Raw genomic sequence first — 26265 nt, forward strand, 5'->3', positions numbered from 1 at the left:
GTTTCCGGGGTATTGCCTGTTCAGGAACTCTGAATCGAATACACCCGGGAACCCGCGATCGGGTGATCGACTTCATCTTCACCGGTTCGGCGGGACAGCGGCTCCCGCCGAGATTGACCTGGCAAAACGCCCGTTTCGCCAGGCCGGTTTCAGCGAGAACCACCTCGTCCGCGCACCACCCCGAGGTCAGGCCTCGGCTTCGAGCATCTCCGCGGTCACCGCCGACTCCGTGTCCGGCAGACCCAGTTCGCGAGCGCGCTTGTCGGCCATGGCCAGCAGCCTGCGAATCCGCCCCGCGACGGCGTCCTTGGTCATCGGCGGGTCGGCCAGCTGACCGAGCTCCTCCAGGGAGGCCTGCCGGTTGGCCAGGCGCAGCCGTCCCGCGACGCCGAGGTGCTCGGGCGCGTTCGGGCCGAGGATCTCCAACGCCCGCTCCACGCGGGCGGCCGCGGCGACCGCCGCGCGGGCCGAGCGGCGCAGGTTGGCGTCGTCGAAGTTGGCCAGCCGGTTGGCGGTCGCCCGCACCTCGCGGCGCATCCGGCGCTCTTCCCAGGACAGCACGCTGGAGTGCGAGCCGATGCGGGTCAGCAGCGCACCGATGGCATCACCATCGCGCACCACGACCCGGTCCGCCCCGCGCACCTCGCGGGACTTGGCCGAGACCCCGATCCGCCGCGCGGCACCGACCAGCGCCAGGGCCGCCTCGGGTCCGGGGCAGGTGACCTCCAGCGAGGACGACCGGCCGGGCTCGGTCAGCGAGCCGTGCGCCAGGAACGCTCCGCGCCAGGCGGCTTCGGAATCGCAGGCGCCGCCGGAGACCACGTGCGCGGGCAGCCCGCGCACCGGGCGTCCGCGCGGGTCCAGCAGGCCGGTCTGGCGGGCCAGGCTCTCGCCGTCCTTGACCACGCGCACCACGTAGCGGGTGCCCTTGCGCAGGCCGCCCGAGGTGATCACGTGCACGTCGGAGTGGTGCCCGAACAGCTCGTGGATCTCCTTGCGCAACCGGCGCGCGGTGGAACCGCTGTCCAGTTCCGCCTCTATCACCACTCGGCCGGCGACGATGTGCAGTCCGCCGGCGAAGCGCAGCAACGACGACACCTCCGCCCGCCGGCAGCACGTCTTGGTCACCGGCAGCCGGCTCAGTTCGTCCTTGACCGCCGCGGTCATCGCCACTGGTCAGTCCCTCCTCTCCAGTGCGGCCTGCAGGCTCGCCGCAAGCGCCTGCGGGTCGTGCCGTCCGTCTACGCCGGGTGCCGCGATGGTGTCCAGCTGAGTTCGCGCACCCATCCCGGCTGCGGCCGAGCGCAGCCGGTCCGGCGTGGGCACGGAGTCCGCGTCGGCCAGCACCGCGTCGACCCGCAGCCGTGGTGCGTGTTGCGAGAGTACGTCTAGGTGTTGTTCGGGCGAGAAGCCCGCCGTCTCCCCCGGTTGGGGGATGAGGTTGAGGACCACGAACCGCTGCGCGGAGGTCGCCACCAAGGCCTCGTGCAGCTCCGGGACCAGCAGGTGAGGCAGCACGCTGGTGAACCAGGAGCCGGGTCCGAGCAACACCAGATCGGCGTCCGCGACGGCCTTCACAGCCTGCTCGCAGGCGGCCGGCTGCTCGTGCCCATTTGCGTGCAACCGCACTTGTTTCACCCGGCCGGGTGTACTGGCGATGGCCACCTGGCCGCGGATCGTCCGGACCGCGTCCGGATCCGAGTCCAATCCGACCACGTCGGCGGCCATGTCGAGCGGCATCGTGGACATCGGCAGCACCCGCCCGCGCACGCCCAGCAGCCTGCAGGTGTGGTCGAGCACCTCGACGGGATCGCCCAGCACCTCCAGCAGCCCCGCCATCAGCAGGTTGCCCACGGCGTGACCCGCCAGCGCGCCGCTACCGCCGAAGCGGTGCTCGAAGACCGTCGTCCACAGCCTGCTGTCCGAGTCCGAATCGGACAACGCGGCTAACGCCTTGCGCAGGTCACCGGGCGGCAGCAGGCCGAGCTCGCGACGCAGCCTGCCGGAGGAGCCGCCGTCGTCGGCGACGGTGACCACCGCCGTGACGTCGTCGGTGAGTCGCCGCAGCGCGGCCAGGCTCGCCTGCAGACCGTGCCCGCCGCCGAGGGCGACGGCGCGCAACCGCCCCGTCACTCGCGCCCCAGGTCCCGATGGACCGTCTTGACCATCATCCCGTCGTCCTCGGCCAGTCGCCGGGCCAGCTCCTCGACCAGCGCGACGCTGCGGTGCTTGCCGCCGGTGCAGCCCAGCGCCAGGGTCAGGTACCGCTTGCCCTCGCGGTGGTAACCGGCGCCGACCAGGCGCAGCAGCTGGAGGTAGTTCTGCAGGAACTCGTCGGCGCCCTCCTGACCGAGCACGTAGTTGCGGACCTCGTCGTCGAGGCCGTTGAACTCGCGCAGCTCGGGAATCCAGAACGGGTTCGGCAAGAAGCGGCAGTCCATCACCAGGTCGGCGTCCATCGGCAGCCCGTACTTGTAGCCGAAGGACAGCACGGTCACCCGGGTGCGGGTGCTGGCCTCGGTGCCGAAGGCGTCCTCGATCTTGGAGCGCAGCTGGTGCACCGACAGCCCGCTGGTGTCCACGATGAGGTCGGCCTCCGAGCGCAGCGGCGACAGCAGCGACCGCTCGGCGGCGATGCCGTCAGCCAGCCTGCCCTCGCCCTGCAGCGGGTGCCCGCGCCGGACCTGCTCGAAGCGGCGGATGAGCGCGTCGTCGGTGGCCTCCAGGAACACCACCTTCGGCTTGTAACCGCGGGCGTCGAGGTCCTTGATGACCGATCCGAGATCCTCGGTGAAGGCCCGGCTGCGCACGTCCATGACCACGGCGACGCGGGTGATCTGGCCGCTGGAGCTGGCGCCGAGCTCGACCATGGTCGAGATCAGCTCCGGTGGCAGGTTGTCCACCACGAACCAGCCCAAGTCCTCCAGGCACTTGGCCGCGGTCGAGCGCCCCGCTCCGGACAGGCCGCTGACGACCGCGACCTCGATGCCCGAATGCTTCTCGTCAGTCACTGCTAACCCCTTGTCGTGTCCTCGGCGGAGTCGGCTCCCTGCCCCGGCTCCGCCTGTCCCCCATCGTCCTCGATCGCGCCGTGCAGCGCGTTGTGGACGATCTCCGCCGTGCGACGACCGATCCCCTGGACCGCGACGATGTCGTCGACCGTGGCCTGGCGGAGCTTCTTCACCGAGCCGAAGTGCTTGAGCAACGCCGCGCGCCGGGTCTCGCCGAGACCGGGGATCGCGTCCAATGTGGAGCCTGTCATGCGCTTGCCGCGCTTCTGCCGGTGGTAGCTGATCGCGAACCGGTGCGCCTCGTCGCGGACGCGCTGGAGCAGGTAGAGCGCCTCGCTGGTGCGCGGAAGAATCACCGGATCGGGGTCACCGGGCAGCCACACCTCCTCGAGCCGCTTGGCCAGGCCGATGATCGCGACATCGGTGATGCCCATCTCGGTGAGCGCGTCCGAGGCCGCGTTGGCCTGCGGCGCACCGCCATCGATGACCAGCAGGTTCGGCGGGTAGGCGAACTTGCGCGGACGCCCGGTCTCCGGATCGATGCCCTGCTCGCCCTCACCGGATTGCCCGCTGTCCGGCCCGGTTTCGCTCAGGTAGCGGGCGAAGCGGCGACGCACCACCTCGTCGATGGACCCCACGTCACCGCCCTCGGCGCCCTCGCGCACCTCGAAGCGGCGGTACTCGGACTTGCGCGGCACGCCGTCCTCGAAGACCACCAGGGAGGCGACGACATCGGTGCCCTGCACGTGGCTGACGTCGATGCACTCGATGCGCAGCGGCGCCGAGTCCAGCGCGAGGGCTTCCTGCAGCTCCTGCAGCGCGGCCGAGCGGGCGGTGAGATCGCCCGCCCTGCGGAGCTTGTACTGCTGGAAGGCTTCCTTGGCGTTGCGCTCGACGGTCTCCATCAGGGACCGCTTGTCGCCGCGCTGCGGGACGCGCAGGCTGACCTTGCTGCCACGCAGCTCGCCGAGCCAGCCCGCGATGACCTCGGAGCTCTCCGGCAGCTGCGGGACCAGGACCTCGCGCGGGACCGGGCTGCCGCCCGCGTCCGCCTGATCGGCCAGCGCCGCCTGCTCGCCGTAGAACTGGGTGAGGAACTGCTCGGTCAGCGCCTTGGTGTCGGTCTCCTCGACCTTGTCGATGACCCAGCCGCGCTGACCGCGCACCCGGCCGCCGCGGATGTGGAACACCTGAACGGCCGCTGCCAGCTCGTCCTCGGCGAAAGCGGCCACGTCGGCGTCGGTGCCATCGCCGAGCACGACGGCCTGCTTCTCCATCGCCCGCCGCAGCGCCTCGAGATCGTCGCGCAGCCGGGCGGCGCGCTCGAACTCCAGCTCGGCGGAGGCCTCCTGCATCTGCTTGTCCAGCCTGCGCATCAGCTGGTCGGTCTGGCCAGCCAGGAAGTCGCAGAAGTCCTCGACGATGCTGCGGTGCTCGTCGGCGCTGACCCGGCCCACGCAGGGCGCCGAGCACTTGCCGATGTAGCCGAGCAGGCAGGGGCGCCCGATCTGGGAATGCCGCTTGAACACGCCGGAGGAGCAGGTGCGCGCGGGGAACACCCGCAGCAGCATGTCGAGGGTCTCGCGGATGGCCCAGGCGTGCGCGTAGGGACCGAAGTAGCGCACACCGCGCTTGCGGGGCCCGCGGTAGACGAACAGCCGGGGGAACTCCTCGTCGAGCGTCACGGCCAGCACCGGGTACGACTTGTCGTCGCGGTAGCGGACGTTGAACCTCGGGTCGTACTCCTTGATCCAGGAGTACTCCAGCTGCAGCGCCTCCACCTCGGTGCCCACCACGGTCCAGGTCACGCCGGTGGCGGTGGTGACCATCTGGCGGGTGCGCGGATGCAACCCGGCGAGGTCGGCGAAGTACGAGGACAACCTGCTGCGCAGGCTCTTCGCCTTCCCGACGTAGATCACTCGCCCGGTGGCGTCGTAGAAGCGGTAGACGCCCGGAGAATCCGGAATCGTCCCTGGTGCAGGTCGGTAAGTGGACGGATCGGCCACGCCCCCACCCTACGTCGACCCCCGGACGCCCCCTGACACGCGGGGTGACAGTTCTGCCTAAAACTGTACGGAGACTGCGCGCTCACAGTTTTAGGCAAAACTGTCACGAACCCCACCCGCACCGCCACGCAGAACGAGCCCAGGAAAACCTCGGGGCAGAACAGTCAGCGGGGCGGGGGTGTGTAGTTCTCGATGCGGTGCAGGACCCTGCGGATGCGCATCCCGTGCACCGGGGAGAGGACGTAGCCGGGGTAGCTGGCGAACCAGCTGGCGCTGCCCAGGCTCACGGCGTCGGCGCCCGCCCAGAAGTACTCGCGGCAGTCGTCGAAGCTGCGGATGCCGCCGGTGGCGATGATCGGCATCGTCACGCCGGAGTCGCGCAGTTCCTTGACCACCCGCAGCCCGATCGGCTTGATGGCCTTGCCGGACAGGCCCCCGAAGCCGTTCTTGAGCAGCGGCGTGCCGGTCTCCGGGTCCAGCCGCAGGCCCTTGACGGTGTTGATCGCGGTCAGCGCCGAGACGCCGTGCTTGGCGGCCAGGCGCGCGTGCGCGAGGTAGTCGTAGTCCGGGCTGAGCTTGAGGATGACCGGGTGGTTGCTGCGCGGCACCGCCTCGGCCAGCACGTCCTCGATGATCCGGTTGAAGTCGAAGTTGACGTTGTGGCAGGAGACGTTGAACTCCAGCGCCGCGATCTCACCCGCGGGCACGGAGGTGTTGACCTTGTCCACCAGCGTCACGAACTCCTCGGCGGAGAACCCGCCGACGGAGATGATCCGGTTCTGCTCGCGGGTGCGCGGGTAGTAGTCCCGCAGGTAGGCGTCGATGCCGACGTTGCACCAGCCGAAGGCGTTCAGCCAGCCGCCATCGACCTGCCGCAGCGCCTGGCCGTAGCGCTTGAGCAGCCCGGGGAGCTCGCTCAGCGCCCAGTCGTCCCTGGTGGTGAAGTGCCCCTCGCGGGGCTCGACCGTCAGCGTGCGCGTGGTGATCGCGCCGAAGCGCTCCAGCGGCACGAAGTTCGAGATCGGACTCATCCCGTAGGCCATCACCTTGGCGTTGGCCACCCCGTAGCCCAGCAGGCTGGACGAGGTCACCAGACGATTGCGCAGCGCGATGTCGCCGAGCCGCACACCGGGCTCGTCCGGCACGTCCCGCACCAGCCGAAGGTTGCGCTCCTGGGCCAAGCTCACGATCTCCTCCTACCAGCCGACCACCCCTCATTGTCCCCGAACCCGGCCGCTCCGGCCCATGCGGGTTCGGCCACACCCGGCCGGGTTGGGACGAAAGACCCGGTCGCCTAGCCCGCTGCGGAGTCGAACACCGCGCGCCGACAACGCGCCTCGACCCGTTCCACGGAGGCGGTGAGGTCCTCGGGAGTCAGGGCGGCGATGATCTCGTCGAGCTCGCGCAGGCCCGCGCGGGCGAGCCGGGCACCTCCGTCCACCCGCCGCCGGGGCGGTCCTGCCCGGCGGGCGCCTACCGACCACAATGGCCGGTGAACGTTTCCGGAATCAAGGAGCACATTCGTGAACACCGACAAGCCCGTGGTCGAGGCCCCGTCCGGCGAGCCGCCGGCCGACCTGGTGATCGAGGACCTGGAGATCGGCGACGGCCGGGAGGCCAAGGCCGGCGACACCGTCGAGGCGCACTACGTGGGGATCTCGCACTCCACCGGTGCCGAGTTCGACGCCAGCTGGAACCGCGGCCAGCCGCTGCGCCTGCAGCTGGGCTCCGGCATGGTCATCGAGGGCTGGGACCGCGGCCTGCAGGGCATGCGCGTCGGCGGCACCCGCAAGCTGTCCATCCCGCCGCAGCTGGCCTACGGCGACCGCGGCGCGGCCGGTGTCATCAAGCCGGGCGAGACCCTGATCTTCGTCTGCGACCTGGTCTCGGCGGAGTAGTTCCTCGTGCGAAGACCCCGGCGACATGGCTGTCTCGCCGGGGTCTTCGCACGTCGTGGCCGTCGCGGCGCTACACCTCGATGCTGCGGCGCAGTTCGCGCAGCTCGCGCATCGCGACCACCGCGTGCTGCCCGTCGGTGGCCTGGATGGCCATGATCGGCACGTACTCGTCGTCGGGCAGCTCGATGCGGGCCCAGGGGGCTCCGTCGGGGAACGAGACCCCTTCGACCAGGTTCCACGGGACCCGGGTGGTGCCGATGATGTTGCGCACTTCGAGCCCCTCGGCGTCGGCGCGCAGTCGCGGCCGGGTCAGCAGCAGCGCACCCGCGGCCAGCAGCACGCCGAGCAGACCCATCGCGACCTGGTCGGACACCGAGAAGACCACGCCGGTCGGCGTGCTGCGCAGCATCGTGCCCACCGCGGCGAAGACGACGACCAGCACGATCGCGATCGGATAGGCCGTGCGCCGCATCTTGACCGGCTTGGCCACCACTTCCCGGTTGCTCACAGGAACCCCCGCTGTCCGTCCCAGTCACCGCGCAGCTCGCGCAGGGTCAGCGCCGTCTCCAGCGCCGCCGCGGTGGCCTCGAAGCCCTTGTCCTCGATCGAGTCCTCGAAACCGGCCCTCGCCAGCACCTGGTCCAGGTCGTCGCAGGTCAGCACGCCGTTTCCGACCGCGGTGGACTCGTCGAGCGCCACCCGGGTCAGGCCCTGGGTGACCGAGTCGCACACGTACTCGAAGTGCGGGGTTCCGCCGCGCACGACCACACCGAGGGCCACCACGGCGTCGTGGGAGTGCGCCAGCTGCTGGCAGACCACCGGCAGCTCGACCGAGCCGGGTACCCGGGCCACCGTCGGCTCGGCGATCCCGGCGTCCTCGGCGGCCCGCAGCGCGCGGTCCAGCATCTGATCGACGACCCGCTCGTGCCAGCGGATCGCCGCGATGCCCAGCCGCAGCCCCTCGGCGTTGGGCACGCTGATCCGCGGCCGTCCTTCCCCGCTCATGCCGTCACTCCCGTGTCTCCGCTGATCGACGAGTCCTCGCCGTCGTCGAGATTGTCCAGCACGTGCCCCATCCGGTCGCGCTTGGTCCGCAGGTAGCGGATGTTCTCGGGGTTGGGCCGGATCGGCAGCGGCACCCGGTCGACGATCCGCAGGCCGTAGCCCTCCAGGCCGACGCGCTTGGCGGGGTTGTTGGTCAGCAGCCGCATGGACTTGATGCCCAGGTCGCACAGGATCTGCGCGCCCTGGCCGTAGTCCCGGCTGTCCACCGGCAGGTTGAGCTCGACGTTGGCGTCGACGGTGTCCGAGCCGGAGTCCTGCAGCTGGTAGGCCTGCAGCTTGTGGATCAGGCCGATGCCCCGGCCCTCGTGCCCGCGCATGTAGAGCACGACCCCGCGCCCGGCCTCGGCGACCTTGGCCATCGCGGCGTCCAGCTGCGGACCGCAGTCGCAGCGCAGCGAGCCGAGCACGTCACCGGTGAGGCATTCCGAGTGCACCCGGACCAGGATGTCCTCGCCGTCGCCGATGTCGCCGTAGACCATCGCGAGGTGCTCGATGCCGTCCAGCGTGCTGTCGTAGCCGACCGTGCGGAACTCGCCGTGCACGGTCGGGATGCGGGCCTCGGCGACGCGCACCACCTGCTTCTCGAACCGGCGGCGGTAGACGATCAGATCGGCGATGGTGATCAGCGCCAGGTCGTGCTCGTCGGCGAAGACCTCGAGCTCGTCGCGGCGGGCCATGTCGCCCTCGGACTTCTGGCTGACGATCTCGCACAGCGCGCCCGCCGGGCGCAGCCCGGCCAGCCTGGCCAGGTCGATGGAGGCCTCGGTGTGGCCGGGACGGCGCAGCACGCCGCCGTCGCGGGCGCGCAGCGGCACGACGTGGCCGGGCCGGGTGAGGTCCTCGGGCTCGGCGTCGTCGCGAGCCAGGATGCGCAGCGTCTTGGCCCGGTCGGCGGCCGAGATCCCGGTGCTCACGCCCTCGGCGGCGTCCACGGTGACGGTGTACGCGGTGCCCTTGCGATCCTCGTTGGTGTGATACATCGGCGGGAGGTTGAGCCGGTCGCAGTCCTCTCCCGGCATGCCGACGCAGATGTAGCCCGAGGTGTAGCGGACCATGAAGGCCACCAGCTCGGGCGTGGCCTTCTCCGCGGCGAAGATCAGGTCGCCTTCGTTCTCGCGGTCCTCGTCGTCGACGACGATCACCGGGCGCCCGGCCGCGATATCGGCCAGCGCGCGCTCGATGGTGTCGAACTTCTTCTCGGTCACCGTGTCCGAAACCTTGTCATCGGGGTTCATCAGCGCGCCTCCCTGCTGCCGCCATTGTCCTCCGAACCAGCAGTGGCACCACGCGTGGTGCGGGCCAGTTGCGCTGCGGAGAGCCGTTCCAGGTGCTTGGCCAGCACGTCCACCTCGATGTTCACCTCATCACCCGGGCCCTTCCGCCCGAGGGTGGTCAGCTCTTCCGTCGTGGGGATCAACGCGACGGAGAACCGCGCGGGTTCGCCGTCCGCGATCCCGGCCACCGTCAGCGACACGCCGTCGACGGTGATCGAACCCTTCTCCACCAGGTAGCGGGCGAGGTGCCCGGGCAGGTCGAAGGAGGTCAGGCCGTCGGAACCGGTCTCGCGCAGGGTGGCGGTGCCGTCGACGTGGCCCTGCACGATGTGGCCGCCGAGGCGCTCGCCCAGCGACATGGCCCGCTCGAGGTTGACCCGCTCGCCCGCGGCGACGTGCTCCAGGGAGGACCGGCGCAGCGTTTCGGCGACCACGTCGACGGTGAACTCGCCCTCGCCGGTGGTGACCACGGTCAGGCACACGCCGTTGACCGCGATCGAGTCGCCGTGCTTGGCATCGGCGGTGACCACCGGCCCGTCGATGGTCAGCCGTGCGCCGTCGTCCAGCGGCTCCACGGCCCGGACGGTGCCGAGCTCTTCCACGATCCCGGTGAACAACTGCTGCCTCCTACTTGCCTGCCGGGCTGTGCCGGTTTCACCGGTCACGCGGAACCGCGCTGATGCGCAGGTCCGGGCCACTCATCGTCGTCTCTTCGATCCACAACCGCCAAGCCTGCGAGATGCTTCCCACGCCCGCCTCGCCGAGCGCCGCGGGCCCGGAGCCCAGCAGCGTCGGCGCGACGTAGGCGAGCACCCTGTCGACGCGACCCGCCGCCCAGAAGGCACCCGCGAGGGTAGGACCGCCTTCCAGGAGCACGTCGACGACACCGCGATCGGCGAGCGCGCGCAGCACCGCGTCCGGGTCGCCGCCGGGCAGCCGCAGGGTCTCGGCCGCGTCGTCGAGCGCCCGGACGTCGGCGGGCAGGTCGCGGTCCCCGACCACCACCCGCAGCGGTTGCCTGTCGAGCAGGTTCCCGTCCGGGTCGCGGGCGGTCAGCTGGGCGTTGTCGGCCAGCACCGTGCCGGTTCCGGCGATGATGGCGTCCATCGCGGCTCGCACCCGGTGCACCTCGTTGCGCGAGGTCTCCGAGCTGATCCACTTGCTGGTGCCGTCGGCTGCGGCCGACCGACCGTCCAATGTGGCCGCGTACTTCCAGGTTACATGGGGCCGTCCGGTGTGGACGAAGTGCAGCCAGGCCCGCAGCGGGCCCTTTTCCACCTCCTCGGCCAGCAGACCACTGTGGACCTCGACACCACCGGCGCGCAGCAGCTCGGCACCGCCGGACGCCTGCGGGTTCGGATCGGAGACGGCGTGCACGACCTCGGCCACCCCGGCCTCCCGCAGCGCCTGCGCGCACGCGGGCGTGCGCCCGGTGTGCGCGCACGGCTCCAGCGTGACGACCGCGGTGCCGCCCCGCGCCCGCTCGCCGGCCTCGCGCAACGCGACCACCTCGGCGTGCGACCCGCCCGCGGGCTGCGTGGCACCGACCCCGGCGATGTGGCCCTCGGCGTCGAGCAGCACGCAGCCCACCGGCGGGTTGGGGCTGGTGGTGCCGCGCACGTCCACACTGGCCGCGATGGCGGCACGCATCGCCCGCTCTACGGCATCGGCGGCCATGGCTCGATCTCGATCAGCTGTGCGCGGTGTTGTACGCCGGAGTGGCCTGCTCGCGCAGCGCCTGGACGGCCGCGACCGGATCGTCGGCGTTGTAGACCGCAGAGCCCGCGACGAAGCAGTCGACACCGGATTCGGCGGCCTGCTCGATGGTGTCGGCGTTGATGCCCCCGTCGATCTCGACGAGGAGCTTGAGGTGCCCGGTGTCGACGAGCTCACGAGCCTTGCGGGCCTTGTGCAGGACCTCGGACATGAACTTCTGACCGCCGAAGCCGGGCTCGACCGACATCACCAGCAGCGTGTCGTAGTGCTTGAGCACCTCGAGGTAGTCGTCGAGGCTGGTGTTGGGCTTGATCGACAGGCCTGCCTTGGCGCCCGCGGCGCGCAGGTCCTTGGCGACCGCGATCGGGTCGTTGGCGGCCTCGGCGTGCACGGTGACGTTGTACGCACCGGCCTCGGCGTAGCCGACCGCCCAGCGGTCCGGGTCGTCGATCATCAGGTGGCAGTCCACCGGGATCTCGGTGGACTTGAGGATCGACTCCACGACGGGCAGGCCGAGAGTCAGGTTCGGCACGAAGTGCGCGTCCATCACGTCCACGTGCAACCAGTCCGCCCGTTTGCCGGGCTCACCCCCGACGGCGTTGATCTCGTCGGCGAGCCGGGCGAAGTCGGCGGAGAGGATGGAAGGCGCGATCATCGGCTGGTTCGACACAAGCCGGAGTCTAAATCCTGCGGGCGCCGGTTGACGCCCCAGCCCTCCCTGTCAATCCCCTGCGCGGGTCGTCCGGCCGGATTCTCGGATTCGCCCTGGGTACGAGCGCCCCCGACCGACTTGCTCGGTCAAGGGCACCCAGCGCCTCGGAGATCGCTCGTTCCGGCCCGGCGGATCGCTCAGGCGCGCTGCTTTCGGGTGATCAGGTAGTACGCCAGGCACAGCAGCAGCAGGAAGGGAACGCCCGCCTTCCACGCCGTGTTGAACTGCGCGGTGAACGGGGTGGTCAGCAGCACCGCGGCGATGAACAGCATCGCCAGCACCGTGGTCACCGGCGCACCGGGCAGGCGCACCGGCGACGGCGGCAGGCCCTCGGCAGCGCGACGACGGCGGAACGCGATCTGCGCGGCGAAGATCAGCAGCCACACGATCAGCGCGCCGAACAGCGCGAGCCCGATCAGCAGCGGGAAGGCCGATGCTTCGGCGTAGTAGGCGACCGCGGCGGCCAGGGCGAGCCCGATGGCCGACAGGCCGAGGGCGCGGCGGGGCACGCCGTTGCCGCTGACCTTGGCGAAGAACTTCGGCGCCAGACCGTCGATCGCCAGCGAGTGGGTCATCCGGGCGGTCAGGTAGAGGTTGGTGTTCATCGCCGACAGCGCGGCGGTGAGCACCACGAAGTTCATGATCCCGGCCGCCGCCGGGATGCCGACCAGGTCGAACAGCCGCACGAACGGGCTCTCGGTGACCGCATCGGAACCGGATACCTGGTTCCACGGCAGGATCGAGACGATCACGAGCATGCCCAGCACGTAGAACAGGCCGAGCCGCAGCACCGTGTTGCGCGCGGCGCGGGGCACGTCCCGGCCGGGGTTCTTGGACTCGGCCGCGGTCAGCGAGACGGCCTCGGTACCCAGGTAGGAGAACGTGACCACGGCCAGCGCGAGCCACACCGCACCGAGGCCGTTGGGCAGGAAGCCGCCGTGCGCGGTCAGGGCGTCGACGCCCACGGCCTCCTGGCCGGGCAGGCCGAAGATCATGTAGATGACGCCGAGTCCGATGAACACCACGATCGTCGCGACCTTGATCATGGCGAACCAGTACTCGAACTCGCCGAAGAAGCGCACCGCCGTGATGTTGACCGCCAGCATGACCGCGGAGAAGGCCACGACGGGCATCCACAGCGGCAGCTCGGGGTACCAGAACTGCAAGTAGAGCCCGGCGGCGATGACCTCGCTACCGATGTTGACCACCTGCGCGGCCCAGTAGATCCAGCGCGAGATGAACCCGGGCAACCCGCCGAGGTACTCGCGGATCACGGCACCGAAGCCACCGGCCTCGGGATGCACCACGATCATCTCGGCCAGTGCGAACGCGAGCGCCAGCGCGGCGAACGCGGCCACCGCGTAGGCGATGATCACCGCAGGGCCCGCGATCGAGATCGCCAGGCCCGAGCTGAGGAAGAACCCGGTCCCGATCGCTCCGCCGATCGCAATCATCCCGACCTGGCGACCGGACAGCGACCGGCGCAGCCCGGTCTCGACCGGAGGGGCGTCCTCCTGCACCACCTGGGTTCCTCCTCGCTAGTGCTCCACGCGCGAACCCGAGCACCCTACGACGACCAACCCCGCGAAAAGGCGGGCGGTGTCCGAGTTGTTGCCTCCGCGCGCCCGCGCCGAGGGGAGACCGAGATGCGGGTCACGCGCTGCGTGAGCCCGCCGTGCCGTCCGCGCGGACGGCACGGCGGGTCGAGGCTCGCTCCGCGAGCGGGACGAATCCGCAGCCGGGCCGGCCGTCAGCTCGGCAGCGTGAGTTCGATGGGCGTGGACTCCTCCACCGAGCGCGAGACCGTGCAGTACTTCGCGATGGAGCGCTCGACGGCCTCGACGAGCTTGGCCCGCTCGTCCTCCGGGATCGCCGAGAGATCGACGTCGAAGGCCGTCTGGATGGCGGCGAACTTGTGCTTGTCCTCCGCGGTCTTGGTCCGGTCGGCCCGCACGGTGAGCTCGGCGTCGGCACCGAGCCTGCGGATCAGCAGGTTCTCGCTGGTCACCGCGGAGCACCCGGCCACGGCCGCCAGCAGCAGCTCACCCGGTGTGAACGCTCCCTCGGCACCGTCGCGCCCGATCTGCACCGAGGCTCCGCGCTCGTTGGTCGCCACGAACCGGTGCTCACCGCTGCGCGAGACCTCGACAGGAGTGCCAGACATCAGAACCACCCAACTTCACCGACGACAACGGAACCCGACCCCGAACTCCACCACCTCCACCCCCACCCTGTCCCTCCCCCGAGCGACCCGCCCCCGAATTCCCTGGAAATCCGTCCCCCGAATTCCAGGGAATTCGGGGGCACGTTTTCGAGGGAAGTTGGTCGGAGCAGTGGCGGGTCGAGGAAAAGACCAGGGCAAGGTGGGTGTTATGCGTCACACTCGCAGCAGGGCGCAGAACATGGCGTCGGTGCCGTGGCGATGGGGCCAGAGCTGAACACCCGGGCCCTCGCCCAGGTCCGGGACGTCCGGGAAGTGCTCGCGAGCGTCGAGCTGGGTGACGCCGGTGCGCCGGACCACGTCGGCGACCACGCCTTCCGTCTCCGGCAGGTGCGGCGAGCACACCACGTAGGCGACGACCCCGCCGGGACGGGTCAACTCGATCGCCGAGGTCAGCAGCTCCCGCTGCAAGCGCGTGAGTTCGCCGACGTCCTCCGGGCTGCGCCGCCAGCGAGCCTCCGGACGGCGGCGCAGCGCGCCGAGCCCGGTGCACGGGGCGTCCACGAGCACGCGGTCGTAACCAGCCCGCAGTCCCGGATCCCGGCCGTCGCCGACATGCACCTCGACCGACAGACCCTCGGTGGTCTTGCGCACGAGGTCGGCGCGGTGCTTGGCCTGCTCGACGGCGTCGAGCTCCCCGCCGTCGAGGGTCACCAGCGAGCCGAGCAGCCCGGCCTTGCCACCGGGACCCGCGCACAGGTCGAGCCACCGCAGGTCGGAACCCTCCACCGGCGGGCTCGTCAGCGCGAGGCTGACCAGCTGGCTGCCCTCGTCCTGCACGGAGGCGAAGGCCTCCTGCACCGGTTCCAGATCCCCGGGGTCGCCTGCGCCCGCGTCCAGCCGCACGCCGTACGGCGAGTACGGCGCGGGGTCTCCCCCGGTGATGGCCGCCAGCTCGTCAGCGCTGATCTCGCCCGGCCGAGCCGTGAGATGCACCGCGGGACGCGCGTCGTCGGCGGCCAGGGCGTCCTCGAGTTCGTCGAGGCCGATCGCGTCGGCGAAGGCCTGCGCGATCCAGCGCGGGTGGGCGTGCTTCATCGCCAGGTAGCCCACCGGGTCCTTCGAGCGGTCCGGCGCGACCTTGTCGACCCACTCGGATTCGTCCAGCTCGGCCGCTCGCCGCATCACCGCGTTGGCGAAACCGGCTGTCTTGGAACCGTTCTCGAACCGGACGATGTCCACGGTCGACCCGACCGCGGCGTGCGCCGGAATCCGGGTCCGGAGCAGCTGGTACACCCCGACGCGCAGCGCGTCGAGCACCTTCGGGTCCAGTTCGGACAGCGGCCGGTTGCTGCACTCGCCGATCACCGCGTCGAGCAGTCCCCGCGCGCGGCAGGCGCCGTAGGTCAGCTCGGTGGCCAGACCCGCGTCGCGCCCGCTGAGCTCGCGCTGCTTGAGCAGCGGCGGCAACGCGAGGTTGGCGTAGGCGTCGCGTTCGCGGACCATCCGCAGGGTTTCCACCGCGACCAGCCGGACCGGATCGACATCGACCGGCCGCGGGTTGGGCTTGCGCTGCGGCGGACGGGCCTTCGGCGGACGATTGGGCCGCCGGCGGCGATCGTTCACTTGAGTGCTTCTCCTTGCTCGATGTGGGTGCCGCGGGCCCAGTCGGTGGCGCGCATGCGCTTCTTGCCCGCCGCCTGCACCTCGCCCAGCGCGACCGCTGTGGTGCCGGTTCCGACCAGCACGCGCTTCTTCTCCGGCTTGATCTCGCCGGGCGAGAGCCGCTCCTCGGTGATGGTCACCGGACCGAGCTTGAACCGCTCCTCGCCCAGCAGCGCCCAGGCTCCGGGATCGGGGGTGACCGAGCGGATGACGCGGTCGACGGCCGCGGCCGGCGCGGTGAAGTCGACCTTGGCGTCCTCCACGGTGACCTTGGGCGCGTAGCTGACGCCATCGGCCGGCTGCTCCTCGGCGCGCACGCTGCCGTCCTCGACGCCGTCGAGGGTCGCGGCCATCAGCTGCGCCCCGGAGACCGACAACCTCTCGAGGAGTTCACCGGCGGTGTCGGTCTCGCGCACCGGCTCGGTGACCACGCCGAACACCGGGCCGGCGTCGAGCTCGGGGACGATGCGGAACGTGCTGGCGCCGGTGATCTCGTCGCCGTGCCGGATCGCGGCCTGCACCGGAGCGGCACCCCGCCAGGCGGGCAGCAACGAGAAGTGCAGGTTGATCCAGCCGTGCTCGGGGATGGACAGCGCCTCCTCGCGCAGCAGCGCGCCGTAGGCCACCACGGGGCAGCAGTCCGGGCCGATCTCGGCCAGCCGCGCCAGGAACTCCGGATCGGAGACCTTGGCGGGGGTGAGCACCTCGATGCCGTGCTCGTCGGCCAGCGCACCGACCGGCGATCGCACCAGCTTGCGACCGCGTCCTGCGGGCGCGTCGGGCCGGGTGACCACGGCGGCCACCTCGTGCCGGTCGGAATCGATCAGCGCCCGCAGCGCGGGCACCGCGGGCGCGGGCGTGCCTGCGAAGACGACGCGCATCAGCGGCCTCCGAACAGCGGGTGCGGATTCTGCTTGATCACCGGCGCGGAACCGTCGAACCAATCCGCAGCGCGGATCTCGCGCATCGCGGCCTTGCGGGTCTCCTCGTCGAGCCGGTCGAGGAACAGCACGCCGTCGAGGTGATCGGTCTCGTGCTGGATGCAGCGGGCCAGCAGGTCGGTGCCCTCGACCTGGATCGGCTCGCCGTGCGCGTTCCAGCCGGTTGCCACCACGTGCTGGGAGCGCAGGCAGTCCCAGGACATGCCCGGGATGGACAGGCAGCCTTCCGGTCCGAGCTGGTCCTCGTCGCCGACGCGCGTCCAGGTGGGGTTGACGATGTGGCCCGCGAAGCCGTCGCAGTGGTAGGTGAACACCCGCTGGCTCACGCCCAGCTGCGGGGCGGCCAGACCGGCGCCGCCCTGCTTCTCCATGGTGTCCCAGAGGTCCTTGACGAGGGTGCGCAGCTCCTTGTCGAAGTCGACCACCTCATCGGCCTCGGTGCGTAGTACGGGGTCGCCGAAGAGTCTGATCGGCTGGACGGTCACGGGTACTCCCTGAACTGTCGACTGCTGCGGGGCGACCCGACGAGTCTAGAGGTCAGCCCGTTCAGGTCGCCGCACCGGCGGTCAGGGAGCGGGCACCACGACCCCGGCCGCGCCGCCGCCGCGCCGCTCGGATTCGGCGGCGGCCACCCAACGCCCGTCCGGGAGGCGCTCGACGCCGGTGGCGGCGCCGATCTCGGCCGTGCCGGCGAACCGGTGTCCCAGCCGCCGGAGGGAGTCGGCTTCGGGCCTGGCGAGGAAGCCGGGTTCGGCGTCGGTCTCGTCGCTGTTGCGCTGCGAGGCGCGCGGCTCGGCGATGGCCTGCTCCAGGGACATGCCGCGGTCGAGTCGTCCGGTGAGCACCTGCAGCACGGTGGTGATGATCGTGGAGCCGCCCGGACTGCCGGCGGCCAGCACCGGCTCGCCGTCGCGCAGCACGATGGTCGGGCTCATCGAGGAGCGGGGGCGCTTGCCCGGGCCGGGCAGGTTCGGATCGGGCTGTCCCGGGGCGTTCGGGGTGAACGAGAAGTCGGTGAGCTCGTTGTTGAGCAGGAATCCCCTGCCGGGCACGGTGATCGCGCTGCCGCCGGTCTGCTCGATGGTCAGCGTGTAGGACACCACGTTGCCGCGGGCGTCCGCGACGGTCAGGTGCGTGGTGTTCGGCCCCTCGTAGGGCTCGCGGGCGTCGCTGGTGCGCGCGGTGCAGTCCTGCGGCCCGCGCGGGTCGCCCGCCGCGACCGGTGCGGGCAGCACGGCGTCATCGCTGATCAGGCACTCGCGGGCGGCGGCGAACTCGTCGCCGGTGAGCTCCTCGGTGGGCACGTCGGAGAACTCGGGGTCGCCGACCCAGCGGTTGCGGTCGGCGAAGGCGACCTTGGCGGCCTCGAGGTAGCGGTGCAGGTAACCGGCCTCGTCGGCAGCGGCGAGGTCGGTGCGCTCCAGGATGTTGAGCGCCTCGCCGACGGTGGTGCCGCCGGAGGATGCGGGCGCCTGGCCGTAGACGTCGTAACCGCGGTAATCGACGTGCGTGGGCTCCGCGTCGAGGGCGCGGTAGTCGGCGAGGTCCTCGGCGGTCATCGCTCCGGGACGGACCTCGCGCTCGGCGGCCGGGTCGACGGGCGGGTCGGTGACGGTGCGCGCGATGTCCCGGCCGATCGGGCCGCGGTAGATCTCGTCGGTGCCCTCGCGCGCCAGCCGCCGGTAGGTGTCGGCCAGGTCCGGGTTGCGCAGCACGCTGCCGATCTCCGGTGGTTCACCGCCGGGCAGGAACAGCTCCTGGGTGGCCGGGAAGTCGGCGAAGCGCTCGGCGTTCTCGGCTGTCTGGTCGTGGAAGGTGCGGTCCACCACGAAACCCTCGCGAGCGAGTTCCTCGGCGGGTTCGAGCACATCGCCGAGGCTCTTGGTGCCCCACCGGTCCAGGGCGCGCTGCCAGGTGGCCGGGGTTCCCGGCACTCCGACACCGAGCCCGCTGGTGACGGCTTCGCCGAAGGGCAGCGGGTTGCCGTCCTCGTCGAGGAACAAGCCCTCGTCGGCCGCGGCGGGCGCGGTTTCCCGGCCGTCGATCGTGTCGACCTTCCCGGTCGCGGCGTCGTAGCGCACGAAGAACCCGCCACCACCGATGCCTGCGGAGTAGGGCTCGGTCACCCCGAGCGCGGCGGCGGTGGCCACGGCCGCGTCGGTGGCGGTCCCGCCGCGGCTCAGCACGTCGAGCCCGATGCGCGTGGCGTCGGGATCGACGCTGGAGACGGCACCGCCGTACCCGGTGGCCACGGCTCGCTTGGGCGGCGGTTGTTCGACGGGCCGGGCCTGCGCCATCGGCGCGATCAACCCGAGTGCCGCGACGACGCTGATACCGACCCGCAGACCACGACCCACGATCGCTCCCCTCGCGAAGATCACCGACGGGCAACACCCTGCCCACCCGGGCACATCGCCACAACTCAGATCACCCGACCGCCCCAACGCCACCCCCGCACCCCGAAAACCCTCGAAAACGCGCCCCCGAATTCCCTGGTTTTCGGTACCCGGAATTCCCTGGAATTCGGTGTTGGCGGGGCGCGAGGGGTGGAGACAGACGAGGGCGGGTCGTTCGTCTCCCCCGACGAGACGAACACCCGCCCTCATCAACTCGTGGGCACCGCAGAGAACCCACGAGGGCCTACCCGGTCAGCCGGTCTTGGGAACCAGCGCCGCTTCGTGGTAGCGGCAGTTGGGAGCCCACAGCAGGAACGAATCCATGCCGTTGCTCGCCGCCGCGTCGATCTGGGCCTTGACCTCGGCAGGACCGTACCCCACGCCGAGGCTGAAGTCCTGCAACCACGGGATGATCTGCACGTCGGTGCCCTCGACCTGCTTGCCGAAGGCCGCCAGCGAGCGCTGCACGATGTCGAACGGCTGGGAGTTCGGGTTGGCCACGCCGAACTCGCCCTCCGCCCAGTGCGACGGGTAGACCATCGGCGAGATGTAGTCGACGTACTTCGACATCAGCGGGATGTCCTGCGCGATCTCGGTCGGCCGGTCCACCGCGACGCCGAACACCGAGGCGCCGAGCAGCGCACCGCTGGAGCGCACCGCCGACTGGGTCTCCTTGAGGAACTCCGCGATGCCCTGCTCGGGAGTGCCCTTCAGGTTGGGGATGCGCATCTGCTCGATGTGGCCGTCCGGACGGCGCACGTAGTCGTAGAGGATGTCGTCGAAGCCCAGCTTGGCGGCCTCGGTGGCGATGTCGACGTTGTACTTGCGCACCACCGGGTCGGCGAAGTTGGTGAACGCGTAGGACCCGTAACCGCCCTGCCAGGCCTGACCGTTCGCGTTCTGCACGACCCGTTCGGGATGTCCGCTCTCCCAGGACGCCTTGCCCAGGATCGGGTCCTTGAACGCGACGAGCCTGCCGACCACCCGCACGCCCATGCCGTGCAGCTGGTCGAGGGCCTGCCGCGCGTCGTAGTAGCCCTTGACCGCGCCGATCTCGTTGGCCATCGGCACCTTGGAATCGTAGACGACCTCGCCGCTCTCGTCCTTGATGTCGAGCTGGACGGTGTCGATCTTGCCCTGGCGGGCCATCTCCAGGACCGGTTCGCGCAGCGACTCGCTGGTCCAGGCCAAACCGGTCATGTGCACCGCGCGCATCCCGGGGTGCTTGGTGTGCACGGTCATGGTCTTCTCGGCCCGGTTGCCCGCCGCGTCGGTGGCCACGACGCGGACTTCGCGGTCCGGGCGGTCGATCCGGACGCTGAACCCGCCGTCGCGCCCGGTTTCGACCTTCTTGCCCGCCACCTCGACGCTCTCGGCGCCCTTGGCGGCACCCGTGACGGTGACCGGCTTGTTCGGCGCCTCCGGACGCAGCGAGTCATCGACCTGCAGTTCCGGCGGGGTGGAGTCCACTGTGAACTTCTTGGTGATGGTGTCTGAACCGAGCCAGGAAGGACTCCGCTCGGTCTCGACGGCCAACTCGTGCTCGCCGTCGGGCAACCCTGCGGTGCCGACGTTCAAGCCGCCCGGCGCCTTCCGCGCCGGAACCTTCTCGCCGTCCACCGTGATCGTCGCGTTGCTCACGCCCCGCACACCGACTTCGGCATCAGGGGTCACCGGCTGCTCCAGTCCGGTGACACGAACATCCTGTGTGGACAGCGTTCGTAACAGTAGGAAACCGAGGACCAGAACCAGAGCGGTCCCGATCCCGATCGCGATTGACTTGCCTGTGATGCGAGAGCGCGCTGTGGCCGCATCCGACATGGCTTTCGCCTCCCCGACTTAAGGCGAACCCGCGCGGTGCACGAATTTCGTTGCTGTACATGTGCATTCCGGAGTGCTCTGCGCATCCGGGATACCACTGTCGCAGGCGTTTCGGGCTAGCTCAATTGGCCAGTTGGAGTATCCCGCCGACGGAAGTCGATCTATACCGTTGGTGCCGATGCTGCTTTCCAGAGCGATGATTCGCGCCGCCGCGCTCGCGGGCCTGCTGGCCGCCGCCGCGTGCAGCGCCCCCGCCGCGCCCACCGAGCCCTCCGCACCGGCACCACCACCGGAACCCGCCGCACCACCACCCCCGCCGGATCCCGCCGCCATCGGCGCCAACGAGCTCGGCGACGTCCCGGTGCTGATGTATCACCGGATCACCCCCGACCCGAGCAGCGTCTACGACCGCACGCCCGAGGACTTCCGCGCCGAGCTGGAGAGACTGGCCGATGAGGACTACGTCCCGGTCACCGCCACCGAGTACGCCACCGGCAAGATCGACATCCCGGCCGGGAAGCACCCGGTGGTGCTGACCTTCGACGACGGTTCGGCATCGCAGTTCACTTTGGACTCCTCGGGCGAACCGGCACCCGGCACCGCGATCCGGATCCTGCTCTCGGTCGCCGAAGCACACCCGGATTTCCGCCCCACCGCAACGCTGTACGTGTTCGACCCGCCCTTCGAGGAGCCCGGCGGGCACCGCACGCTCACCTGGCTGCACGAACACGGCTTCGAGATCGGCAACCACACCGTCGACCACCCGAACCTGGGCAACGTGTCAGCCACCGAGGCGCAGCGCGAGATCGCCGGCATGCAACGCGTGATCAACGAAGCCCTTCCGGACGTACCGGTCAACTCGATGGCGCTGCCGCTGGGCGTGCACCCGGACGCCGAGGCGCTGGCCTCCAGCGGTTCCGCCGACGGCGTGAGCTACCGGCACAGCAGCGTCATGCTCGTCGGTTCCAACCCGGCCCCGTCGCCGTTCAGCAGCGACTTCGACCCGGCGAACATCCCGCGGATCCGCTCGCAGGGCCCCGAGGGCGAGGGCGCCGACTACGGCTCGACCAAGTGGCTCGACAAGCTCGCCGCCGATCCGGACTCGCGCTACACCTCCGACGGCGATCCCACCAAGGTCTCGGCGCCGCAGGCGGCCTCGACCGAGCCGGCACCGCACGTCGGCAACCTCCACCGCTACTGACCCGACGAAAACCGCACCGATTCAGGGGCCCTCGCAGCATGCGGCGGAGCCGCGGATCCCGCAGCCCGGCGGCTTCCGAGGTTCCTCCCGCGCGAAGCACAAACCGAAGTGTCCCCTCAGAGCATTTCGAGCGGATCCAACCGGACCTGCAGCTCGGTGGCCTTGCGCGCGGCGCGCACGGCCTGGGCCGCGTGCAGCGAATCCGCCAGCGCGCGGCCCTCGGTGCGGTCCACCCGCACGATCAGCCGCTCCCGCTCGGAGGCACCGTCCTCGTCGACCTCGCCGAGCGGCACCGGCCCCAGAACCTCCGCGGTGGAAGGCAGATCCGCCGAGTCCAGCAGCGCTTCGATGGCTTCCGGCGTCCCGTCCACGGCGGCCACCCGGCGAGCCGGCGGGAAGCCGAGCTCGGTGCGCTCGGCCAGCTCCATCGACGCGAACCAGGAGGGGTCCCAGCGGACCAGCGCCTGCACCGGCTGCAGCGAGGACTCCGCCATCACGACCACTCGCCCGCCCTCGCTCGCAGGCCGGACCAGCGCGGCCGCGGCGAACCACTTGCGCAGCGCGTGCTCGGCGGCCCGCAGTTCCGGTCGCCCGAGCAGCGTGCGCCCGTCGAGCAGCAGCGCCGCGCCGTAGCCGCCTTCGGCGACCGGTTCGGCTCCGGGCGTGCACACGATCAGCGCGGGTTTGCCCGGCACGCTGGACAGCACCTCCCCCGCCCCGGAGGTGCGCACCGGCACCCCGGAGAACGCCCGGCCCATCTCCTCGGCGGTGCGGCCCGCCCCGACGGAGATGGCGCGCAGCCTGCGCGACCCGCACTCCGGGCATTTGAACGCCGCCTCGGTGGCCCCGCACCACTTACACGCCGCGGGTTTCGGCGCCCCTGCCTCGGTCCCGCCGGGCAGCGCGAGCGGTCCGGCGCAGCGCCTGCACCGCGCCCGTTCCCGGCAATCCCCGCAGGCCAGCGCGGGCACGTATCCCCGCCGCGGAACCTGCACCAGAACGGGTGCTCCCGCCTTCAACGCGGCCCGCGCGGCCTCGAAGCCCACCGAGGGCAGCCGCGCGGCGCGAGCGGCGGGGTCGCGGGCGATCTGCGTGTCGTCCTCACCGATGGCGGTCACCCGCGGGGCCGCGTTGCGCACCTCGGTGCGGTGCGCGACGAGCTCGTGCGCCCAGCCGGATTCGACCAGCAGCGCCGCCTCGGCGGTGCGCGCGAACCCGCCGACGACCAGCGCGGCTCCGGTGGTGTGCGCGCGCTGGGTGAGCACGTCGCGGGTGTGCGGGTACGGCGTGTTCGGATAGCTGTGCAGGTCGTCGCCGTCGTCCCAGACCACGGCCAGGCCGAGGTCGCGCACCGGCGCGAACATCGCCGCGCGCGTGCCGATCACCACGCGCGCGGCGCCGCGAAGAGCCGCGAGCCAGCGCTTGTAGCGCTTCTCCGGCGCGGTGTCGGCGGCCAGCGCGACGACCGAGTCGCCCACCAGCAACCGGCAGGCGTCCTCGAGACGTTGCAGATCCCGGTGGTCGGGGACCACGATCAGCGCCCCGCGCCCGCCCGCGGCGGTGGTCGCGGCGGCCTCGGCCAGCCGCATCGGCCAGTCCTCGCCGGGCAGCGCCTGCCACACCGCCCGCGCGGGGCGTCCCGCGTGCACCGCGTCCAGGAAGGACCCGGCGTGCTGGTAGCGCTGCCAGCCCTCGGCCGCCGGCCGCTCGGGTGCGGGTACGGGCTCGGTCGGCGCGGACTTCTCCGCCCGCGCGTGCCTCGGCGGGATCGCCAGCCGCACGACGTCGGCCAGCATGCCCCCGTACCGGGAGGCCACGGCCTGCGCCTGGGCCAGCAGATCCGGGGTCAGCACCGGCTCGGGCGAGGGCACCCGCTCGACCCAGGCCAGCGCGCCCTGGAAATCGCTGGTCTCCCGACGCTCGAGCAGGTAGCCGTCGACGAGCCTGCCCCGGAACCGCACCCGCACGCGGCAGCCGGGCACCGCCTCGGCGTCGAGCCGTTCGGGGATCTTGTAGTCGAAGGGGCGGTCCAGGTGCACCGGCAGCGCCACGTCGACCAGCACGCGCGCGATCGGCAGATTCGCCGCTGCGGCCGTATCGGTCTGCTCCCCCTTCTTCTTCCGGGGTTGTGCACCTGCCATACCTCTTCTCTACCACGCACCGCTGGCACCCTCGGCGGCCAGCCGACACCGCTCGGCGAGTCGCGCGGTGGCCGCGGTGAGCTCCGGTGCGTCGAGGATCTCGAAGTCGTGCCCGCGCGCACCCGGGTACGGCGGGCAGGTCCGGTGAGTCCGCCCCGGCATCCACCAGGCAGCTGTCCGCGTCGATAGCGGTGACGAGCCACAACGCGGGCGGTACCCGTTCCAGCACGGTCTCGGCGGCGCCCGCACCCGCACCTGCCCGCGGTAGGTCCACGGCCGCGCGGACACGCCGCGCGCGACGAACTCGGTGAATTCTTTCGGGCGGACCAACGCGGAGACGGTGACCGATGCACCGTTCGAGGAGTTGACCGAGGCCGAGTTCGACCGCGTGCTCGCGGTCAACGCGAAGGGCCCTGCTCGCCATGCAGCACGCGGCGCGCAGGATGGGCGCGGGCGGCCGGATCGCGAACATCTCATCGATGAGCACGCTCTGGCCGTCGCCGGGCGAATCCGCCCGTGCCGCGAGCAAAGCCGCCGTCGAGCAGCTGACCTGCGTCGCGGCCAAGGAGCTCGGGGCTCGCGGGATCACCGTCAACGCGCTGTCGCCGGGGCCGACCGATACCGACCTGCTGCGCGCGGCGCTGCCCGACGGTGCGGAGGCCGCGGCGGGCATGATCCCGCTCGGCAGGCTGGCACGGCCCGCGGACGTTGCCGACGCGGTGGCGCTGCTGATCGGCGAACGAGCCCGCTGGGTGACCGGTCAGAACGTGCGCGTCACCGGCGGGCCCGTGTGACCCCGGGGGTTGATCCGGTTCCGGTGTGGAAAAATTTTTCGGGTGTTCGACGTCGTCTTCTACCGACCCGAGATCCCGGGCAACGCCGGGAACGCGATCCGGATGGCAGCCGGTTCCGGTGCCGCGCTGCACCTGATCCAGCCGCTGGGGTTCTCGGTGGAGGACTCGAAGCTGCGTCGCGCCGGCCTGGACTACCACGACCGCGCGGCCCTGCACGTGCACCCGGACCTGCCCTCGGCGTGGGAGGCGATCCGGCCGGAGCGCATCATCGCGTTCACCGCCAACACCGAGCGCTCCTTCCACGAGGTCGAGTACCGCCCCGGCGATGCGCTGCTGTTCGGCCCGGAGTCCGTGGGCCTTCCCGAGGACGTGCTCGCCGAGGCGCAGCTGCACGTGCGCATCCCGATGCTGCCGGGCATCCGCTCGATGAACCTGGCCAACTCGGCGGCGGTGGCCACCTACGAGGCGTGGCGTCAGCAGGGCTACAAGATGCCGTGACCCTTGGGCGTCCTTTCAGGATGCGGCGGACCCGCTGTTCCAGGTGTGGGACTCACCCCGCACCGCTGCGGGTTCTGATGCGCCGTGTGGCGAGGACAGCCACGACGCCGCGGTTGCTACTCGAGGAGCGGATCCCGAGCCACACGGCGCGTCAGGTTCCGCCACGCAAACCCCGAACTGAATGCCCCTTAGGTCCGCCGGGTCCACGGCCAGGTCAGCAGCGCCCAGGCGGCCATGCCGACCACCAGCTCGACGGCGAGGTACCAGGGCCAGCCGCCCATCAGGTCGAGGATCGACGGGTTGTCCGGCTTGCTGCTGACGAAGCCGTAGTTGCTGCCGAACCGGGCGTTGAACGCCAGCATCGCCAGCGCCCAGGCCACGGTCACCACGACCGAGAGGCGATAGCCGCGCCAATCGGGGCGCATCCCGGTTCCCCAGGTCAGGAAGGCCGCTGCCCAGATCACCAGCAGGTGCTGGCCCCAGAACTCGACGAAGTCGAGGTGCGGGAAGTCCGGTGAGTTCAGCGCCGGGGTGAGCATGGCCTGCGGGGTCAGCGTCAGACCCCAGAAGTACAGCAGCGCGTGCGGGCGGACCCGGCGGGTCCACAGCGCCCAGGCGGCCACCATCCAGGCCAGATCGCACAGGTGCAGCGGCAGCGAGTTGCGGACGTCCCACTGCCCTGGGGTCAGCCGATAGACCAGCAGCGGGACGTTGAAGCCCAGCACCAGCAGCGCGAACGCCCGGCACCACGGACCTGTTCGCTCGATGCGCCGCCCCAGGACGACGAGACCCACGGATCCGACGACGATCAACGCCATCAGCGCCCAGTGCGACGTCCCGTAAGGCACGAACCGCTCCGGCCCCATCGTGCCACGGTAAGGCCTCTGCGATCACCCGGTCGAGCAGAGCGGACCGTCCGACGACGACGGGCGTCCCGGGTGATCCCGGAACGCCCATCGTGCGTG

25 protein-coding genes and 1 pseudogene are annotated in these 26265 nt (G+C 71.1%); 4 read left to right on the top strand and 22 right to left on the bottom strand.

From position 1 onward, the window contains the following. Nucleotides 1-186 precede the first annotated feature (186 nt). The 6 genes from whiA to ABD289_RS11145 form a co-directional block, all read right to left on the bottom strand. Nucleotides 187-1173, bottom strand: coding sequence for a DNA-binding protein WhiA (whiA, locus tag ABD289_RS11120; RefSeq protein WP_344129766.1), 987 nt, complete (start codon nucleotides 1171-1173; stop codon nucleotides 187-189). A gap of 3 nt (nucleotides 1174-1176) precedes the next feature. Continuing rightward, complete coding sequence (locus ABD289_RS11125) at nucleotides 1177-2121, bottom strand: gluconeogenesis factor YvcK family protein (protein ID WP_344130562.1); 945 nt, start codon at nucleotides 2119-2121, stop codon at nucleotides 1177-1179. An 8-nt stretch (nucleotides 2122-2129) separates the two neighbouring features. After that, complete coding sequence (gene rapZ / locus ABD289_RS11130) at nucleotides 2130-3011, bottom strand: RNase adapter RapZ (RefSeq protein WP_344129769.1); 882 nt, start codon at nucleotides 3009-3011, stop codon at nucleotides 2130-2132. A gap of 2 nt (nucleotides 3012-3013) precedes the next feature. After that, nucleotides 3014-5017 carry an excinuclease ABC subunit UvrC gene (gene uvrC, locus ABD289_RS11135; RefSeq protein ID WP_344129772.1) on the bottom strand — a complete coding sequence of 668 codons (2004 nt, stop codon included), beginning with the start codon at nucleotides 5015-5017 and terminating at the stop codon, nucleotides 3014-3016. A 164-nt stretch (nucleotides 5018-5181) separates the two neighbouring features. After that, entirely contained in the window at nucleotides 5182-6204 is a 1023-nt protein-coding gene (locus tag ABD289_RS11140; RefSeq protein WP_344129775.1) for a beta/alpha barrel domain-containing protein, read from the bottom strand. 107 nt (nucleotides 6205-6311) lie between these two features. Continuing rightward, on the bottom strand, nucleotides 6312-6458 hold the full coding sequence (locus ABD289_RS11145) for a hypothetical protein (protein ID WP_344129778.1): 147 nt from the start codon (nucleotides 6456-6458) through the stop codon (nucleotides 6312-6314). 82 nt (nucleotides 6459-6540) lie between these two features. Between ABD289_RS11145 and ABD289_RS11150 the strand changes: the two genes are divergently transcribed. Continuing rightward, nucleotides 6541-6915 carry an FKBP-type peptidyl-prolyl cis-trans isomerase gene (locus tag ABD289_RS11150; RefSeq protein ID WP_344129781.1) on the top strand — a complete coding sequence of 125 codons (375 nt, stop codon included), beginning with the start codon at nucleotides 6541-6543 and terminating at the stop codon, nucleotides 6913-6915. A 70-nt stretch (nucleotides 6916-6985) separates the two neighbouring features. On the opposite strand, the gene ABD289_RS11155 is transcribed toward ABD289_RS11150, so the two are convergent. The 13 genes from ABD289_RS11155 to ABD289_RS11215 form a co-directional block, all read right to left on the bottom strand. Beyond that, complete coding sequence (locus tag ABD289_RS11155) at nucleotides 6986-7423, bottom strand: PH domain-containing protein (protein ID WP_344129784.1); 438 nt, start codon at nucleotides 7421-7423, stop codon at nucleotides 6986-6988. Beyond that, nucleotides 7420-7920, bottom strand: coding sequence for a 6,7-dimethyl-8-ribityllumazine synthase (gene ribH / locus ABD289_RS11160; protein ID WP_344129787.1), 501 nt, complete (start codon nucleotides 7918-7920; stop codon nucleotides 7420-7422). The genes ABD289_RS11155 and ribH overlap by 4 nt, the downstream gene beginning before the upstream one ends. Continuing rightward, on the bottom strand, nucleotides 7917-9215 hold the full coding sequence (locus tag ABD289_RS11165) for a bifunctional 3,4-dihydroxy-2-butanone-4-phosphate synthase/GTP cyclohydrolase II (protein ID WP_344129791.1): 1299 nt from the start codon (nucleotides 9213-9215) through the stop codon (nucleotides 7917-7919). The genes ribH and ABD289_RS11165 overlap by 4 nt, the downstream gene beginning before the upstream one ends. Beyond that, entirely contained in the window at nucleotides 9215-9871 is a 657-nt protein-coding gene (locus ABD289_RS11170; protein WP_344129794.1) for a riboflavin synthase, read from the bottom strand. Before ABD289_RS11170 ends, ABD289_RS11165 begins: the two co-directional genes overlap by 1 nt. Nucleotides 9872-9908: 37 nt before the next feature. Next, the gene (gene ribD, locus ABD289_RS11175; protein WP_344129797.1) at nucleotides 9909-10931 is read right to left on the bottom strand and encodes a bifunctional diaminohydroxyphosphoribosylaminopyrimidine deaminase/5-amino-6-(5-phosphoribosylamino)uracil reductase RibD; all 1023 of its coding nucleotides are present in this window, start codon (nucleotides 10929-10931) and stop codon (nucleotides 9909-9911) included. A gap of 13 nt (nucleotides 10932-10944) precedes the next feature. After that, complete coding sequence (gene rpe / locus ABD289_RS11180) at nucleotides 10945-11625, bottom strand: ribulose-phosphate 3-epimerase (protein ID WP_344130565.1); 681 nt, start codon at nucleotides 11623-11625, stop codon at nucleotides 10945-10947. Nucleotides 11626-11819: 194 nt separating this feature from the next. Beyond that, a complete protein-coding gene (locus ABD289_RS11185; RefSeq protein ID WP_344129800.1) occupies nucleotides 11820-13205 on the bottom strand; it encodes an amino acid permease in 1386 nt (461 codons plus the stop codon). Between the two features lie 227 nt (nucleotides 13206-13432). Next, nucleotides 13433-13846 (bottom strand): OsmC family protein, encoded by a 414-nt coding sequence (locus ABD289_RS11190; RefSeq protein ID WP_344129803.1) that lies wholly within the window; start codon nucleotides 13844-13846, stop codon nucleotides 13433-13435. A gap of 213 nt (nucleotides 13847-14059) precedes the next feature. Next, nucleotides 14060-15469: an RsmB/NOP family class I SAM-dependent RNA methyltransferase gene (locus tag ABD289_RS11195; RefSeq protein WP_344129806.1), complete on the bottom strand. Its 1410-nt coding sequence runs from the start codon at nucleotides 15467-15469 to the stop codon at nucleotides 14060-14062. After that, complete coding sequence (gene fmt / locus ABD289_RS11200; RefSeq protein ID WP_344129809.1) at nucleotides 15466-16389, bottom strand: methionyl-tRNA formyltransferase; 924 nt, start codon at nucleotides 16387-16389, stop codon at nucleotides 15466-15468. The genes ABD289_RS11195 and fmt overlap by 4 nt, the downstream gene beginning before the upstream one ends. After that, complete coding sequence (gene def / locus ABD289_RS11205; RefSeq protein ID WP_344129812.1) at nucleotides 16389-16934, bottom strand: peptide deformylase; 546 nt, start codon at nucleotides 16932-16934, stop codon at nucleotides 16389-16391. The genes fmt and def overlap by 1 nt, the downstream gene beginning before the upstream one ends. Before the next feature lie 81 nt (nucleotides 16935-17015). Further along, nucleotides 17016-18746 (bottom strand): gamma-glutamyltransferase, encoded by a 1731-nt coding sequence (ggt, locus tag ABD289_RS11210; protein WP_344130568.1) that lies wholly within the window; start codon nucleotides 18744-18746, stop codon nucleotides 17016-17018. A gap of 351 nt (nucleotides 18747-19097) precedes the next feature. After that, nucleotides 19098-20519, bottom strand: a complete 1422-nt coding sequence (locus ABD289_RS11215) for a putative glycoside hydrolase (protein ID WP_344129815.1) — start codon at nucleotides 20517-20519, stop codon at nucleotides 19098-19100. A gap of 325 nt (nucleotides 20520-20844) precedes the next feature. Here ABD289_RS11215 and ABD289_RS11220 point away from each other — a divergent pair, with 325 nt between their 5' ends. Beyond that, on the top strand, nucleotides 20845-21867 hold the full coding sequence (locus tag ABD289_RS11220) for a polysaccharide deacetylase family protein (RefSeq protein ID WP_344129819.1): 1023 nt from the start codon (nucleotides 20845-20847) through the stop codon (nucleotides 21865-21867). Nucleotides 21868-21983: 116 nt separating this feature from the next. On the opposite strand, the gene ABD289_RS11225 is transcribed toward ABD289_RS11220, so the two are convergent. Next, nucleotides 21984-24008, bottom strand: a complete 2025-nt coding sequence (locus tag ABD289_RS11225; RefSeq protein WP_344129823.1) for a primosomal protein N' — start codon at nucleotides 24006-24008, stop codon at nucleotides 21984-21986. 9 nt (nucleotides 24009-24017) lie between these two features. Then, complete coding sequence (locus ABD289_RS11230) at nucleotides 24018-24170, bottom strand: hypothetical protein (protein WP_344129826.1); 153 nt, start codon at nucleotides 24168-24170, stop codon at nucleotides 24018-24020. Nucleotides 24171-24412: 242 nt separating this feature from the next. Here ABD289_RS11230 and ABD289_RS11235 point away from each other — a divergent pair. Continuing rightward, nucleotides 24413-24802: pseudogene (locus tag ABD289_RS11235) on the top strand (SDR family oxidoreductase); the annotation flags it as partial. A gap of 42 nt (nucleotides 24803-24844) precedes the next feature. After that, on the top strand, nucleotides 24845-25300 hold the full coding sequence (locus ABD289_RS11240; RefSeq protein WP_344129829.1) for a tRNA (cytidine(34)-2'-O)-methyltransferase: 456 nt from the start codon (nucleotides 24845-24847) through the stop codon (nucleotides 25298-25300). 188 nt (nucleotides 25301-25488) lie between these two features. On the opposite strand, the gene ABD289_RS11245 is transcribed toward ABD289_RS11240, so the two are convergent. Continuing rightward, on the bottom strand, nucleotides 25489-26166 hold the full coding sequence (locus tag ABD289_RS11245; protein ID WP_344129834.1) for a YwaF family protein: 678 nt from the start codon (nucleotides 26164-26166) through the stop codon (nucleotides 25489-25491). Nucleotides 26167-26265 lie beyond the last annotated feature (99 nt).

The sequence above is a fragment of the Saccharopolyspora halophila genome, from assembly GCF_039531955.1.
GTDB lineage: Bacteria > Actinomycetota > Actinomycetes > Mycobacteriales > Pseudonocardiaceae > Saccharopolyspora > Saccharopolyspora halophila.